Origin of the sequence: Bibersteinia trehalosi (assembly GCF_004346205.1) — a bacterium.
GTDB lineage: Bacteria > Pseudomonadota > Gammaproteobacteria > Enterobacterales > Pasteurellaceae > Bibersteinia > Bibersteinia trehalosi.
The window spans coordinates 117,441-131,628 of record NZ_SMAM01000005.1; the positions used below are offsets into that span (position 1 = coordinate 117,441).

A 14,188-nucleotide genomic window follows, 5' to 3' on the forward strand; every position below is an offset into this window, starting at 1 on the left:
ATAATTTAAGAATTAACGACACCTAAATAATGGTGATAAGATTGTAATACGGTATCCGTAAAGCCAATCTCTTTTACACACCCTTTATCTAACCATATTGCATTTTGACACAGCTCTTTCACTTGATCCGCCGTATGAGAAACAAATAGTAATGTAGTACCATCAGCTAACATAGCTTCCATTCGTTTTTGACATTTTTGCTGAAAAGCAATATCTCCAACCGCTAAAACCTCATCAACAATAAGAATTTCTGGTTTTACAACTGTGGCAATAGAAAAACCCAAACGTGCAGCCATACCTGACGAGAAATTTTTAATTGGCATATCTAAAAAATCTTTTAGCTCTGCAAATTCAACTATTTCATCAAATTTTTCTTGAATAAATTTTTTACTGTATCCCAGTATCACACCATTTAGATAAATATTTTCCCTAGCGGTCAGGTCCCAATTAAAACCTGCTCCTAATTCAATCAAAGGAGAAATATTTCCAGTAATATTAACATTGCCTCTAGAGGGCTTTAATATACCACAAATTAATTTTAATAAAGTAGACTTACCTGAGCCATTTGTACCGATCAACCCCCAAGACTCCCCTTTTTTTACTTGGAAGTTAATATCTTTTAAAGCATAAAACTCTTCAAACATCAGCTCTTTTTTTAACAGTTTTATTACATATTCTTTCAAGCCAGTTACATTTTCCGAAGACTTATTAAAAATAACTGAAGCATTACTTACATCAATTACAATATCTTTATCCATAATTATATATATAAAATAAACTCATCCTGTTTTCTACTAAAAACAAACAACCCTATAATGAATACCAAAACTGAAATTGTTAAACCACAAAATATATCAAACATACATAAGGCATTACCATATAAAACTATCTCTCTAAATTGAAAAAGATAATGATACATAGGGTTTAAAGCTGTATATAAGTTACGGTAACTATCAGGAATAATACTCACTGGATAGAAAATTGGCGTTAGATACATCCACATTGTAACAAATACATTCCAGAGATATTGTATATCTCGAAAAAACACAGAAATAGTAGATAGAACGAAACTTAGTCCTAAACTAAAAATATATAACTGTACTATAACAATAGGGAAAAACAATAAACTCCAGCTAATTTCTACATCGCTAAATATAACAACAATAAATAATGCGATCAAAGAAAATAAAAAATTCACTAATGCACTAGTGACTTTTGATAGCGTAAATATATATTTAGGTAAATAGGTCTTCTTTAATAAAGGTGCATTTTCAACAATAGCATTTGCAGAGCTATTTGTTGCTTCTGCCATAAAGCCAAAAATAACTTGACCTGCAAGAAGATAAACTGGGAAATTGGGAATATCAAAACGGAAAATATTAGAGAATACAACCACCAATACCATCATCATTAATAATGGGTTAAGAATACTCCAAACATAGCCCAAATAACTACGGCGATATTTGAGTTTTATATCTTTTACGACCAATTGTTCTAAAAGTTCACCATACTTCCAAGATGAAATTAATTTAGATAATAACATTCGTTTTATTCCTAAAATGTTACAGCATCCTGTAAACTTTTCCCAGCCAAATCTTTCGCAGACAAGCTAGGCTCACCTTCTAAATGCCATTCAATTCCCACAGAAGGATCATTCCAAATTAAGGAATGCTCCGCTTTTGGATTGTAATAATCGGTGCATTTATATACAAATTCTGCCTCATCACTTAACACATAAAAACCGTGTGCAAAGCCTTCGGGTACCCAAAGTTGGCGTTTATTTTCAGCTGATAAAATTTCAGCAACATATTGCCCAAAAGTTGGTGAGCTTTTGCGTAAATCCACCGCCACATCAAGCACTGCTCCACTCACTACTCGGACTAATTTGCCCTGCGTATTTTCTGTTTGGTAATGTAAACCACGTAATACACCTTTTACGGATTTTGAATGATTTTCTTGTACGAAAGTGCGATTTGCCACATTTTGCTTAAACCATTCATCTCGGAAAGTTTCCATAAAAAAGCCTCGTTCATCACCGAAAACTTGTGGCTCTAATAATTTAACTTCTGGGATTTTCGTTTCAATAATTTTCATTGTTTTTCCTAATAATCTTTTAAATGCAACAAGGCTTTACGCCAATCACTTGGTTTAATACCAAACGCCTGTTGGATTTTCGTTAAATCCAAACGAGAATTTGCCGGACGTTTCGCAGGTGTTGGATAATCACTAGTTGAAATGGCATTAACAAGCGGTGCTTTTTCTAACATTTTTTGCAAAACAGCTTGGTGGAAAATTTCTTCGGCAAAGCCGTGCCAGCTGATGTAAGGCTGTCCGCTAAAATGGTATATGCCAAACGCATTATGTTTGCCTGTTAAAATTTGGTTGGCAATCTCAATCAATGCCGCTGCAATATCCCCTGCATAGGTTGGCGCCCCAATTTGATCGGCTACTACACCAAGTGTTTCACGTTCCTTACCTAATCTCAACATTGTTTTGACAAAGTTATGCCCGTGTTCACCAAACACCCAAGCAGTACGTAGTATCACCGATTTAGGGTTTGCATTTAATACCGCTATTTCACCCGCTTGTTTGGTTCTGCCATAAACACCTTGCGGATCAACACGATCATCTTCTGTGTAAGCTTGGTTGCCTTGCCCATTAAACACATAATCAGTGGAAATATGTAGCATTAACGCACCAATCTCCGCACTCGCTTCGGCAAGATATTTTGCCCCATTAACATTGATCGCTTCAGATAATGCTGTTTCACTTTCCGCACGATCGACCGCTGTATGAGCTGCAGCGTTAATAATCACATCAGGTTGAAATTCTGCAACCGTACGAAATACCGCCTCACGATCGGTAATATCTAATTTATCCCGATCTACGGCTAATACTTCTGCTTTACCTTGCAATTGCTGCGTTAAGCAAAATCCGACTTGCCCATTTGCACCTGTAATCAAAAATTTTGCCATTATTCGTTTCCTTTGATTAAGCGTAACAAATACTGACCATACTCATTTTTGCTCATTGGTTTGGCTATTTGTTCAACTTGTTCCGATGAAAGCCAGCCATTTCGCCACGCAATTTCTTCTAAACAGGCTACCTGTAAATTCTGAATGTTTTGCACCGTACGCACAAATGAAGAAGCTTCGTGAAGGCTGGCGTGCGTGCCTGTATCTAACCAAGCAAAACCTCGTCCTAAAATTTGCACATTAAGCGAGCCATCATTGAGATACATTTCATTTAAGGTGGTAATTTCTAGCTCTCCACGTGCCGAAGGTTTAACTTGTTTGGCAAATTCCACCACACGATTATCGTAAAAATATAAGCCTGTTACTGCCCAATCGGATTTTGGTTGGCTTGGTTTTTCTTCAATCGAAACTGCACGGTAGTTCTCATCAAATTCCACCACGCCAAAACGCTCAGGATCTTTGACTTGATAGCCAAATACGGTTGCTCTGCCTTGTTCCGCATCGGCTTTGGCATTGTGTAGCGTTTGAGTAAAACCTTGCCCATAGAAAATATTATCGCCTAATACCAAGCAAACACTCTCATCACCGATAAATTCTTCGCCAATTAAAAATGCCTGTGCTAAACCATCAGGGCTAGGTTGAATGGCATATTCTAATTTAATACCGAAATCTGAGCCATCACCAAGCAAACGGTGAAAACTGGCATTATCTTCGGGGGTAGTAATAATGAGAATTTCACGAATCCCTGCTAACATTAACACGGAAAGTGGATAATAGATCATCGGTTTATCGTAAACAGGCAAAAGCTGTTTAGATACGCCACGAGTAATCGGATAAAGGCGAGTGCCAGAACCGCCTGCGAGAATAATCCCTTTCATTTTTCCCCCTATTTTGTGCCTAAACGTTCCATATTGTATGAACCGTCTAACACACGCTTCCACCAGTTTTCATTGGCTAAATACCATTCCACCGTTTTACGAATACCGCTTTCAAACGTTTCTTGTGGTGTCCAGCCAAGTTCCCGCCCAATTTTTTCCGCATCAATCGCATAACGCACATCGTGTCCTGGTCGGTCTGTTACATAGGTAATCAAATCTTCGTATTTTGCGACCCCTGCTGGTTTGTTTGGTACAAGTTCTTCCAATAAGGCACAGATGGTACGCACTACTTCAATGTTCGCTTTTTCATTGTGTCCGCCAATGTTGTAGGTTTCACCTACCGCCCCTTCGGTAACCACTTTATACAAGGCTCGTGCGTGATCTTCGACAAACAACCAATCACGAATTTGCATACCATTGCCATACACTGGTAATTTTTTACCGCTGATTGCATTTAAAATCATTAAAGGAATCAATTTTTCAGGGAAGTGGAAAGGCCCATAATTATTAGAGCAGTTAGTAACAATCGTTGGTAAACCATAAGTACGCAGCCATGCACGCACTAAATGATCGCTAGACGCTTTTGAAGCAGAATAAGGGCTACTCGGGGAATAAGGCGTGGTTTCGGTGAATAGATCGTCCGTCCCTTCTAAATCGCCATAAACTTCATCGGTTGAAATATGGTGGAAACGGAATGCGGATTTTTTATCGTCTGGTAAGCCATTCCTGTAGTTACGAGCAGCTTCTAATAATGTGTAAGTACCAACGATATTGGTTTCAATAAATGCCGCTGGTCCATCAATAGAGCGATCTACGTGGCTTTCAGCCGCCAAATGCATGACTGCATCAGGCTGATATTGAGTAAACACACGATCTAACTCTGCACGATTACAAATATCTACCTGTTCAAAATGATAACGAGGACTATTAGCCACACTTTCAAGCGATTCCAAATTACCTGCATAGGTCAATTTATCTAGATTGATAACTGTATCTTGGGTGTGGTTAATAATATGGCGCACCACTGCAGAGCCAATAAAGCCCGCACCGCCTGTGATGAGGATTTTCATAATTGCCTTTTGAAAAGTAAAAACTTTTTAGAATTATAACAGAAAGGAAAACTTAATCTATCATTGCCCTAGGCAAACAATTATTAGATAATAACCTAATTTATAAATCTTGATCTAAAACAAAAATGAACGATATCAACATTCCTCTGACTTTCACCGATGCAGCAGCAAACAAGGTGAAGTTCCTTATCGAAGGCGAAGATAATCCAAACCTACGTTTACGTGTTTATATCACTGGCGGTGGCTGTAGTGGTTTCCAATATGGCTTTACATTCGATGATCAAATTAATGACGGTGATTTGACCGTAGAAAATCAAAATGTTGGCTTGGTGGTCGATCCGATGAGCTTACAATATTTGATTGGGGCAACAGTGGATTATGTCGATGGCTTAGAAGGTTCCCGTTTTGTGGTACAAAATCCAAATGCTAGTTCGACCTGCGGCTGTGGCTCTTCGTTCAGCATCTAATTATTTGTGAAAAAATGGTCAAAAAAGACCGCTTGTATCACACATACTACAAGCGGTCTCTTTTTAGACTAAATTGGCAAACTATTGCTCTTCTTTTGGCAAGCGTTTAATTGCAAAAGCTAATCCACCCCAAAGAATTGCCATTGCAACAAGCATAGTTATAATTGCTGCGCTACTCATATTATGCTCCTTTTACTTCATGTTTCCATGGCAGACGAGAAAGTAAGTAAGACACGACGACTAAAGCAATCGCCATACCCCATCCAAACGTATTTACAAACCAACTTGGATAACCTTCATAGCCTTCGGAGTACACTTTTGCTCCTTCGCTGAATAACATAAAGGCAAGGATACCTGTGGTTACTACAATACATAAGCGCCAGATAAAGCCTACTTTGAATGATGACGTTTCATTTAAATGATCACCTAATACGCCTAATTTTTCGTTTGCTACAATTGCGATCAAAGAAACAAAGGCAACCGCAACAATACCAAAATAATTCACGAATTTATCGAACACATCTAACATTGGTAAGCCAGTGGTTGTACCAAATAAAATCACAGAAACAAACATCATTGGTAAACCAACCATAAAGGTTGCTTTTGCACGGCGTAAATTGAATTTATCTTGTACCGCAGAGATAATAACTTCAATAACAGAAATGAAAGAAGTTAAAGCCGCAAAGGTTAATGAACCAAAGAATAAAATACCGAGTAATGTACCAAATGGAGCTTCGTTAATAATCGTTGGGAAAGCAAAGAAAGCTAAGCCAATACCGCCTTTTGCCACTTCATTAACCTCTGAACCTGCTGCTGTTGCCATAAAACCTAATGCAGCAAACACACCGATACCTGCCAACAATTCAAAACTTGAGTTAGCAAAACCAACTACCAAGCCTGACCCCGTTAAATCTGTGTCTTTCTTCAAGTAAGAAGAATAGGTGATCATAATCCCAAAACAGATAGAAAGAGAGAAGAAAATTTGACCATAAGCGGCAATCCACACACTTGGATCAGTTAATTTTGACCAATCTGGAGTAAAGAGTGCATCTAAGCCTTTTGCAGCCCCTGGTAAGGTTAAAGCGTAGCCAACTAAGGTTAAAAACATCACGATTAACACCGGCATTAAGATATTTGCCGATTTAGAAATTCCTTTTTGAATCCCTAACGCTAATACACCTAATGCAACAAGCCATACAGCAATTAATGGGCCGGTTACCATACCAACAAATTCAAAGCTTACGCCATTAGCTATATCGCCCATTTTTAAGAATTCGCCAATAAAGAAATCAACCGGTTTATCTCCCCAAGCGCCGCTAATTGAGAAATAGGTATAGCTCGCGGCCCAACCTAAAACCACTGCATAGTAAACACCAATAATCACATTGATCATCACCTGCCACCAACCAAAGGTTTCAAATTTAGGAACAAAACGATGGAAAGAAAGTGGTGCACCACCACGATGTTTATGCCCGATGGCATAATCTAAGAAAAGCAGCGGAATCCCTGCGGTTAATAAAGCAATTAGATAAGGCACAATAAATGCACCGCCACCATTTTCATAAGTGGTATAAGGGAAACGCCAGATATTGCCAAGACCAACAGCAGAGCCGATAGCAGCTAAAATAAACGCACTACGTCCAGAGAAGGTTTCTCTTTTCGGTGCTTTTGAATTTGAATTAGACACAGTAAGTACCTCAAATATAGTTAATACCTATTTATTAAAACGAGTCAGTACCTATTGACATTTGGTTCAACTTAACAAATAAGCCCTAACTTCTCATCATTTTAAATAGAATTCCTATTGCGACAGATTCGCAAGGTTAGAAACTATGCCTAATTATTTTATCAATGTAAAGTGCTAAAAATCTGACACATTGAAGCAATTTTAGAAACAAAAAACCATAATTTTAAATAATCATGGTTTTTTATTCTAATTTATTTTCCAAAGCAGTTCTTTACACTAACTGAAAAGATAAAATGCAGAACAACCTCATGTTAAAAATTTCTCAATAATTTAACAAAATTTCGACTATTCTCGCCAAATTATCTGACATTCAGCTTTCACAGCATAAATTTGCTTGTTACCCTGCAATTTTTGTTGAATAAGCTTAAATAATTGCGTAACAATCTGCTCATGATCTTGTGAAATAGAATGAATATGGAATGGTAATGCATTTAACAAATGATGATCATCAAAGGTCGCAAGATGTAATTCTTGCTGAATCAATTTATCCGTGTAATTGTGTTCAGCAAGATAGCGTAATACGCCCTCCAAAATCGTATAAGACGCCGTAAATACCGCTTGTGGCAAACGTCCTAAACGCTCCACAGTTTGTTGCATTAATACATACCCAGAATGAGGCTGATAATCTTTATGCAAAATCCACTGTGCATTTTCAACCAATTCTGCGTCCGCTAAGCCTTGACGAAAGCCATTTAAACGTGAATTACTCGGTGAAAGAGAAAGCTGCCCACCAAAATAAAAAAACTCATCTAGTTGGTAACTTTTAACCATCTTCGACACTAATTCTGCAATTTTTTCACTATCCGCACTGCCTACATAACAGAGTTCTAAATCTGGCACTTGGCGATCAAGCTGTAGTAATAATGTCTGCTTTTGTACTGATTTATAATAAGTTGGATCCTGATGAGTTGGAGCAGTCACTAACAAATCGACTTGGCGATCAAGTAAGCGTTCAATCACCATTTTTTCTTGTTGAGGATTATCATCTGAACAAGCAATCAATAGATACAGCCCATTTTCACGACAAAGTTTTTCAAGTCCCTTAGCGGTCGTTGCAAAACCATAGTTCGTAAGATCAGGAATAATTAAACCGACCACATTGGTTCGGCGTAATTTTAAAGCCTTGGCATAAGCATTAGCTCGATAGCCATACTGTTTAGCAACTGCTAAGACTTTCTCTCGTGTCTCTTCTTTAATTCGATACTGATCCGCTTGCCCATTTAAAATCATACTTGCAGTGGTTTTAGATACCCCGGCGAGCAATGCGATGTCACTTAATGTCATCCGCTTTTTTATTATCATTCTCTTACTCTCAGTCATAAAAAGAGGGCGTATGATTACGCCCTCAAACACCACTATTTATAAACGATTGGTGCAATCTGTGCAACTATTGCCGTAATATTGCGTGAACTCTCTAACTGTATTGAGCGATTTGCAATGAAGAAGCGTGAAGTCATCACTTTTTCACCATCATTAATAAAAATTTCTAAGACAGAACGATCAAAATAGCACTCAAGTGTGTGCAATTCACCGACTTCACAATGGCGTAGCGAACCAAATTGTTGCATTAAGTCTGTCTGTTCTGTATGAGAACGATCTAAGCTTAATACGCCATTTTCATAGCGCAATGCTAAATGCTGCCCTTGTTCATTCTCAAAAAATTTCAACTCAAGCGGTTGATTTTGCACAGAAATTTGCAAATAGCTGCTATCTAATCCTGAGATTGCAGATTTTTCGCTTAATTCGACCGCTTGCTTTTTAGCTAATTGCACGATGGGCTGTTGTTTAATTTTGCCATTTTCTAAAGCAATTTTGCGCGGCAAACTCAGCATAGAATGCCATTTATAGCGATCGGTAGGATACGTTAAATCTGGCAATCCTACCCAACCAAATAAAATACGATCACTATTTTGTACGGTTTGTGGTGCATAGAAATCAAAGCCGTAATCTAACTCATCAAGCTGTTCTACATTGAAACTCAAGCCATTTAATGAACCAAGAGCATAAGTCGCATGATAATTATTTTGAAAACGTGTTGCTTCACGTAATTTACCTTGTGGTGACCAAACAAACACATCTTTACCGCTAAGTTGGAATAAATCCGGACATTCCCACATAAATACATTGTGGTTATCAAAGCCATTAATATCCAGCTCACCAAGCAAACGTGGCGTACTCTTTAAATCGTCCATCTCATATAACAATGCCGTGCCGGTAAGGTTTTCCCGTTGAGCACCAAGCACAAAGCGGATTTTACCGTCTTTGGTCACAAAAGGCTTCGGATCACGTACATGTTCGCTATAGCCTTGAGGGGCTTGCTCAATAATGCAACGCTTTTCTAGTAATTTACCATCTTTGTTGAAAACTGCGATATTTTGATGTGGTACACGCTGGTTATCACTCGCTCTACGAGTATTCCCCGTATAAAACGCGACGATTTTATCCTGCCACAAGATAGCCCCTCCTGAATAGCAACCGTGGCTCTCAAACATTTCATCAGGAATAAGTGGATCGGCTTCCATATAGGACTGAAAATCAGTGGTAATAAAATGTTTCCAGTGTTTCATTCCGTGAATAGCGTCATAAGGAAACCATTGGTAAAAAATGTGATATTTTTCGCCATCAAAAATCAAACCATTTGGATCATTCAGCAAGCCTGTTGGCGGAGTAAGATGGTAGCTGGGGCGAAAATGAATATCTTGAGCTACTGTTGCCGCAATAGCGGATAATTCGCCTTCAGATTGGGCATGTAGTGATTTATATTTGCCGTTGTTGAAAATTTGCATAGGTTTCTAAGTCTTATAAAATCAATTTTACTTCGATCTGATCCCCCTCTTTGAAAAAGAGGGGAGTTTTTATTCTGCCAAAAATTGCTCTAATTGGGCTTTACTTGGCAATGCTGACATCGCCCCTTTTTGGGTAGTTGCCAATGCACCAGACGCATTTGCTTTGCGAATAATATCAACTAAAACGCTTTCTTTTTTCCAATCGCTTGATTGGGAAAGTCCGGCGAGTAAACCACTCACGAAAGCATCGCCAGCCCCTGTAGTATCCACAGGCTTTAACGCTTTACCAGCAACTAATTTGCTTTCGCCATTTAAATGGTAAACCGCACCGTCTTTGCCTAGTGTAATAATAATCAGTTTTTCCGGGTACTGTGCCGTAATCGCTGCCGTTGCGGCTTCAAGGGTTGTTGTATCAGTCAAAAGGGTTAATTCTTCTTCCGAAAATTTCAATACATCAGCTAAAGCAACCGCTTGATTCACCACTTGTTTCATCTCATCTAGCGATTTCCATAAACTTTCACGCAAGTTTGGATCAAAAGAGAAAAAACCACCAGCTTGTTTAATTCTGCGAATGGCCTCAAAAGTCGTTGAACGAGACGGCTCGTTAATTAACGCAATTGAACAGCAGTGTAGCCATTCGTCAGCTTGGAATTGAGGTAGATCGGCTACTTCTAAAAATTGATCAGCACTTGGATTGACCATAAAAGTAAAACTACGCTCACCATCATCTAATCCCACAATCACCGTTGAGGTACGTTGCTTAGGATCTAAAATCATTTGCTCAACACCAACATTTTCGGCTTTGAGCGTTTGTTGCATAAATTTACCTAGTGGATCATGACCCACTCGTCCAATAAAGCCAGCAGAAACGCCTAAGCGGGAAACGCCAACTGCAACGTTTGCTGGTGCGCCACCGGCGCATTTTAAGTAGTGATTTTCACCATCAGGGATTAAATCCACCACCGCATCACCGAGTACCCAAATCTTGCTCATAAATGTTCCTTTTTTAGTCAAAAATATTCATGCGACATACTAGCTAAAACGGTTTAGTTTTGCAATTTATCCAAGTCGTATCAGATCAAAATTCATTGAATTTATGGTAGGATCTGCAAAATTTTTTGAATATTGAATAACCATGAACGACAAAGTCATCAGTGCCAGTGTGCAGTTTTTTACCATCAGCGATGATGAGAGCGGGCAACGCCTTGATAATTTCTTACTTGCCAAGCTCAAAGGCGTGCCAAAAAGCCTTATTTATCGTATTGTGCGAAAAGGCGAAGTGCGAGTAAACAAAGGCAGGATTAAGCCTGAATACAAATTGCAAGATGGCGATGTGGTGCGTGTGCCACCTGTGCGTGTTGCGGAAAAAAATGAGCCACAAATCTCAACTAAACTAAATAAAGTTGCCGAATTAGAAAACCAAATTCTATTTGAAGATGATGTAATGCTGATCATTAACAAACCATCAGGCATTGCAGTACACGGTGGTAGCGGATTAAGTTTTGGCGTGATCGAAGCATTACGAGCCTTGCGGCCACAAGCCCGTTTTTTAGAGTTAGTCCACCGTATCGACCGTGATACCTCAGGTATTTTACTGGTGGCAAAAAAACGCTCTGCTCTACGCTCGCTTCACGAGCAACTGCGTGAAAAAGTGGTGCAGAAAGACTATCTTGCCTTGGTGCGTGGGCAGTGGCAATCTCACGTCAAAGTGATTAAAGCCCCTCTACTAAAAAACGAGCTTGCTAGCGGTGAACGGATTGTCAAAGTCAGTGAACAGGGAAAGCCGTCTGAAACTCGTTTCCGTATTGAAGAACGTTATGAAATAGCGACATTAGTCAAAGCATCACCTGTCACGGGCAGAACGCACCAAATCCGTGTGCATACCCAATATGCAGGACACCCAATCGCCTGCGATGATAAATACGGTGAACGTGATTTCGACCAAAAAATGCAAGAAATCGGCTTAAACCGCTTATTTCTCCACGCTTATTCAATCCGTTTTCAACACCCTAAAACAGGGGAAGAAATGGTGGTAACTGCGCCATTGGATAAGAGATTGAAAGGCGTTTTGGCGAAACTCCGAAATTAATATCTTAGAAATATCAGGGCGGACACATGGTCCGCCCAAATAAACACCATCAGATACAGCAGGATTCCTAGTGAAAAAACCACTCAGTTTTTATTCTCAATTAAAAATGGAAGAACATCATCTGTTTGTTCCCTATTATAACCACCATCGCCGTATTCGTGTTTTACTGCCCGAAGGCTATTACAATGAACCTTGGCATCGTTATCCGGTACTTTATATGCATGATGGGCAGAATGTGTTTTATAGCAAAGAGTCCTATTCAGGCTATTCGTGGAAAATTATTCCAACGATTAAAAAGCACAAAGAATTTCCAAAATTTATTGTAGTGGGAATTGATAACGCAGGTGAACGCCGTTTAGATGAATATGGCCCGTGGCAAACGAATACTGGCACACACGATTTTTCTAGCGCTGGCGGTGATGGAATTAAATATGGCGATTGGGTAGTCCATCATGTTAAGCCCTTTATTGATTACCATTATCGCACAATGCCAGAACGAGAAAATACGTTGCTCGCAGGTAGCTCAATGGGCGGCATTATCACTGCTTATATGGGGGCTGCTTATCCTGAGGTATTTGGACATTTAGGTGTATTCTCACTCGCTTCGTGGTTTAGTGAGCCTGACTTTCTCGATTTCTTACATAAAAAACCGCTCAACCACGACAACCGCGTTTTTATCCAAGTGGGAACAAACGAAGGTGATGAAGTCGATGCTAAATTTATTCAAAATATGAATCAAGCCTACATCGACTGTACCCTGCATTATTATCAAGCCTTAATCCGTACAGGGCATCCGCTTGATAATATCCGTCTGAAAATAATGGCGAATGAAATTCACCATGAAAGCCATTGGGCGTATCATTTTGTTGAATTTTTACGATTTTCGCTCTTGCGACAATAAATCTACTACTGCTTGCGCCGCCTGCTTATCAGCATCGCATTGAATCTGTTGATGAAGCTCGACAAACCGCTGTTTTAATTCAGCGGTTTTTTGCTGAGCAGTAGGTTCATCAGAGAGATACTCGCCTAAATGCTTTGCAAGATTTTGTGGATTACATTCTGCTTGTATCAACTCAGGCACAAGCGGTGCATTTGCGAGTAAATTTGGCAAAGAGATGTAATCTGTTTTGACTAAACGCTTAGCAAGCCAATAAGTCAGAGGTTTCATTCGATACCCTACTACCATTGGCGACTTACATAACATTGCTTCCAATGCTGCTGTGCCTGAAGCGAGCAAAGTTGCATCGGCAGCAATCATCGCTTGACGGGCATTACCATCAAGCAAAATCAGATCTAAATCAGGGGCAAAACGAGCCTTTATCTCAATAAACTGTTCACGCCGTTTTTGATTAACCAAGGGAACAAGAAATTGCAAATCAGGGAATCTTGCTTTCAATAATTGTGCGGTTTGTAAGAAAGGCTCTGCCAAAAAGCCTACTTCACTGCCTCGACTACCGACCAAAATCGCGAGATAACGTTGGTTTGGGTCAAGATTTAATTTGGCACAAGCCTCTGCTCGATTTGGCTCAATCTCAATACTGTCTGCCATGGTATGCCCGATAAAACGACACGGCACATCAAAACGATCATAAAACGCCTTTTCAAACGGCAAAAAGGCAAGCACCATATCGACCGCTCGCTTGATTTTAAACACTCGCTTTTGCCGCCATGCCCACACTGACGGACTCACATAGTGAATCGTTTTGATCCCTGCAGTTTTAAGTTTTTCTTCCACCGTCAAATTAAAATCAGGGGCATCAATCCCAATAAATACATCAGGCTTTAATTGCAGCATCGTGTCTATCACCTGTTGACGGCGTTTGAGCAATCTCGGTAAATGTTTCAATACTTCTGCTAACCCCATTACCGAAAGTTCTTCCATATCAAACAAGGTTTCGCAACCGGCACTGAGCATGTGCTCGCCTGCAACACCAATAAAACGGGCATTGGGATAATGTTGTTTAAGCGCATCGATCAAGCCTGCCCCTAAAATATCGCCTGAGACTTCGCCAGCAACAATCGCAATAGTTGGAGATAAAGTGGTCATATTTTGCAAAAAATTAAGAAAAAACAACCGCTATTATAGGGGGTTCAGCCTTACAACCGCAAACAGTGTTATAACACTTCTGCATATGGCAGAACAAAATCCGATTGACTTTGCGCAACGGAGTACACT

15 protein-coding genes are annotated in these 14,188 nt (G+C 39.5%); 3 read left to right on the forward strand and 12 right to left on the reverse strand.

The window, feature by feature from the left end; translation table 11 throughout:
- Positions 1–5 precede the first annotated feature (5 nt).
- From EDC51_RS06490 to rffG, 6 genes are read right to left on the reverse strand one after another with little or no spacing between them, the layout of a single operon-like run.
- On the reverse strand, positions 6–758 hold the full coding sequence (locus EDC51_RS06490; protein ID WP_015433339.1) for an ABC transporter ATP-binding protein: 753 nt from the start codon (positions 756–758) through the stop codon (positions 6–8).
- 2 nt (positions 759–760) lie between these two features.
- Positions 761–1,543: an ABC transporter permease gene (locus EDC51_RS06495; RefSeq protein WP_015433340.1), complete on the reverse strand. Its 783-nt coding sequence runs from the start codon at positions 1,541–1,543 to the stop codon at positions 761–763.
- An 11-nt stretch (positions 1,544–1,554) separates the two neighbouring features.
- Complete coding sequence (gene rfbC / locus EDC51_RS06500) at positions 1,555–2,094, reverse strand: dTDP-4-dehydrorhamnose 3,5-epimerase (protein WP_015433341.1); 540 nt, start codon at positions 2,092–2,094, stop codon at positions 1,555–1,557.
- An 8-nt stretch (positions 2,095–2,102) separates the two neighbouring features.
- Complete coding sequence (rfbD, locus tag EDC51_RS06505) at positions 2,103–2,975, reverse strand: dTDP-4-dehydrorhamnose reductase (RefSeq protein WP_131928492.1); 873 nt, start codon at positions 2,973–2,975, stop codon at positions 2,103–2,105.
- Complete coding sequence (gene rfbA / locus EDC51_RS06510) at positions 2,975–3,853, reverse strand: glucose-1-phosphate thymidylyltransferase RfbA (RefSeq protein WP_131928493.1); 879 nt, start codon at positions 3,851–3,853, stop codon at positions 2,975–2,977. Before rfbA ends, rfbD begins: the two co-directional genes overlap by 1 nt.
- Positions 3,854–3,861: 8 nt before the next feature.
- Entirely contained in the window at positions 3,862–4,923 is a 1,062-nt protein-coding gene (rffG, locus tag EDC51_RS06515; RefSeq protein ID WP_131928494.1) for a dTDP-glucose 4,6-dehydratase, read from the reverse strand.
- A 125-nt stretch (positions 4,924–5,048) separates the two neighbouring features.
- On the opposite strand from rffG, the gene erpA reads away from it, so the two are divergent.
- Positions 5,049–5,390, forward strand: a complete 342-nt coding sequence (erpA, locus tag EDC51_RS06520) for an iron-sulfur cluster insertion protein ErpA (RefSeq protein ID WP_015433345.1) — start codon at positions 5,049–5,051, stop codon at positions 5,388–5,390.
- Between the two features lie 81 nt (positions 5,391–5,471).
- Here the strand turns inward: erpA and EDC51_RS06525 are convergent, their stop codons facing one another.
- The 5 genes from EDC51_RS06525 to EDC51_RS06545 form a co-directional block, all read right to left on the reverse strand.
- Complete coding sequence (locus tag EDC51_RS06525; RefSeq protein ID WP_025266744.1) at positions 5,472–5,570, reverse strand: methionine/alanine import family NSS transporter small subunit; 99 nt, start codon at positions 5,568–5,570, stop codon at positions 5,472–5,474.
- Position 5,571: 1 nt separating this feature from the next.
- Positions 5,572–7,077: a sodium-dependent transporter gene (locus tag EDC51_RS06530; protein WP_015433346.1), complete on the reverse strand. Its 1,506-nt coding sequence runs from the start codon at positions 7,075–7,077 to the stop codon at positions 5,572–5,574.
- Positions 7,078–7,422: 345 nt separating this feature from the next.
- A complete protein-coding gene (locus EDC51_RS06535; protein ID WP_025266743.1) occupies positions 7,423–8,439 on the reverse strand; it encodes a LacI family DNA-binding transcriptional regulator in 1,017 nt (338 codons plus the stop codon).
- Positions 8,440–8,492: 53 nt separating this feature from the next.
- Positions 8,493–9,923, reverse strand: a complete 1,431-nt coding sequence (locus tag EDC51_RS06540; RefSeq protein ID WP_131928495.1) for a glycoside hydrolase family 32 protein — start codon at positions 9,921–9,923, stop codon at positions 8,493–8,495.
- A 69-nt stretch (positions 9,924–9,992) separates the two neighbouring features.
- On the reverse strand, positions 9,993–10,916 hold the full coding sequence (locus EDC51_RS06545) for an aminoimidazole riboside kinase (RefSeq protein ID WP_131928496.1): 924 nt from the start codon (positions 10,914–10,916) through the stop codon (positions 9,993–9,995).
- Positions 10,917–11,058: 142 nt separating this feature from the next.
- On the opposite strand from EDC51_RS06545, the gene rluC reads away from it, so the two are divergent.
- On the forward strand, positions 11,059–12,012 hold the full coding sequence (gene rluC, locus EDC51_RS06550; protein ID WP_064318682.1) for a 23S rRNA pseudouridine(955/2504/2580) synthase RluC: 954 nt from the start codon (positions 11,059–11,061) through the stop codon (positions 12,010–12,012).
- Positions 12,013–12,118: 106 nt separating this feature from the next.
- Positions 12,119–12,913: an alpha/beta hydrolase gene (locus EDC51_RS06555; RefSeq protein ID WP_038443196.1), complete on the forward strand. Its 795-nt coding sequence runs from the start codon at positions 12,119–12,121 to the stop codon at positions 12,911–12,913.
- On the opposite strand, the gene lpxB is transcribed toward EDC51_RS06555, so the two are convergent.
- The gene (lpxB, locus tag EDC51_RS06560; protein WP_131928497.1) at positions 12,887–14,059 is read right to left on the reverse strand and encodes a lipid-A-disaccharide synthase; all 1,173 of its coding nucleotides are present in this window, start codon (positions 14,057–14,059) and stop codon (positions 12,887–12,889) included. The genes EDC51_RS06555 and lpxB overlap by 27 nt on opposite strands.
- Positions 14,060–14,188 lie beyond the last annotated feature (129 nt).

Coding starts and splice junctions, on each gene's coding strand:
- EDC51_RS06490 (WP_015433339.1), bottom strand. CDS start 758: ATGGATAAAGATATTGTAATTGATGTAAGTAATGCTTCAGTTATTTTT.
- EDC51_RS06495 (WP_015433340.1), bottom strand. CDS start 1,543: ATGTTATTATCTAAATTAATTTCATCTTGGAAGTATGGTGAACTTTTA.
- rfbC (WP_015433341.1), bottom strand. CDS start 2,094: ATGAAAATTATTGAAACGAAAATCCCAGAAGTTAAATTATTAGAGCCA.
- rfbD (WP_131928492.1), bottom strand. CDS start 2,975: ATGGCAAAATTTTTGATTACAGGTGCAAATGGGCAAGTCGGATTTTGC.
- rfbA (WP_131928493.1), bottom strand. CDS start 3,853: ATGAAAGGGATTATTCTCGCAGGCGGTTCTGGCACTCGCCTTTATCCG.
- rffG (WP_131928494.1), bottom strand. CDS start 4,923: ATGAAAATCCTCATCACAGGCGGTGCGGGCTTTATTGGCTCTGCAGTG.
- erpA (WP_015433345.1), top strand. CDS start 5,049: ATGAACGATATCAACATTCCTCTGACTTTCACCGATGCAGCAGCAAAC.
- EDC51_RS06525 (WP_025266744.1), bottom strand. CDS start 5,570: ATGAGTAGCGCAGCAATTATAACTATGCTTGTTGCAATGGCAATTCTT.
- EDC51_RS06535 (WP_025266743.1), bottom strand. CDS start 8,439: ATGATAATAAAAAAGCGGATGACATTAAGTGACATCGCATTGCTCGCC.
- EDC51_RS06540 (WP_131928495.1), bottom strand. CDS start 9,923: ATGCAAATTTTCAACAACGGCAAATATAAATCACTACATGCCCAATCT.
- EDC51_RS06545 (WP_131928496.1), bottom strand. CDS start 10,916: ATGAGCAAGATTTGGGTACTCGGTGATGCGGTGGTGGATTTAATCCCT.
- rluC (WP_064318682.1), top strand. CDS start 11,059: ATGAACGACAAAGTCATCAGTGCCAGTGTGCAGTTTTTTACCATCAGC.
- EDC51_RS06555 (WP_038443196.1), top strand. CDS start 12,119: ATGGAAGAACATCATCTGTTTGTTCCCTATTATAACCACCATCGCCGT.
- lpxB (WP_131928497.1), bottom strand. CDS start 14,059: ATGACCACTTTATCTCCAACTATTGCGATTGTTGCTGGCGAAGTCTCA.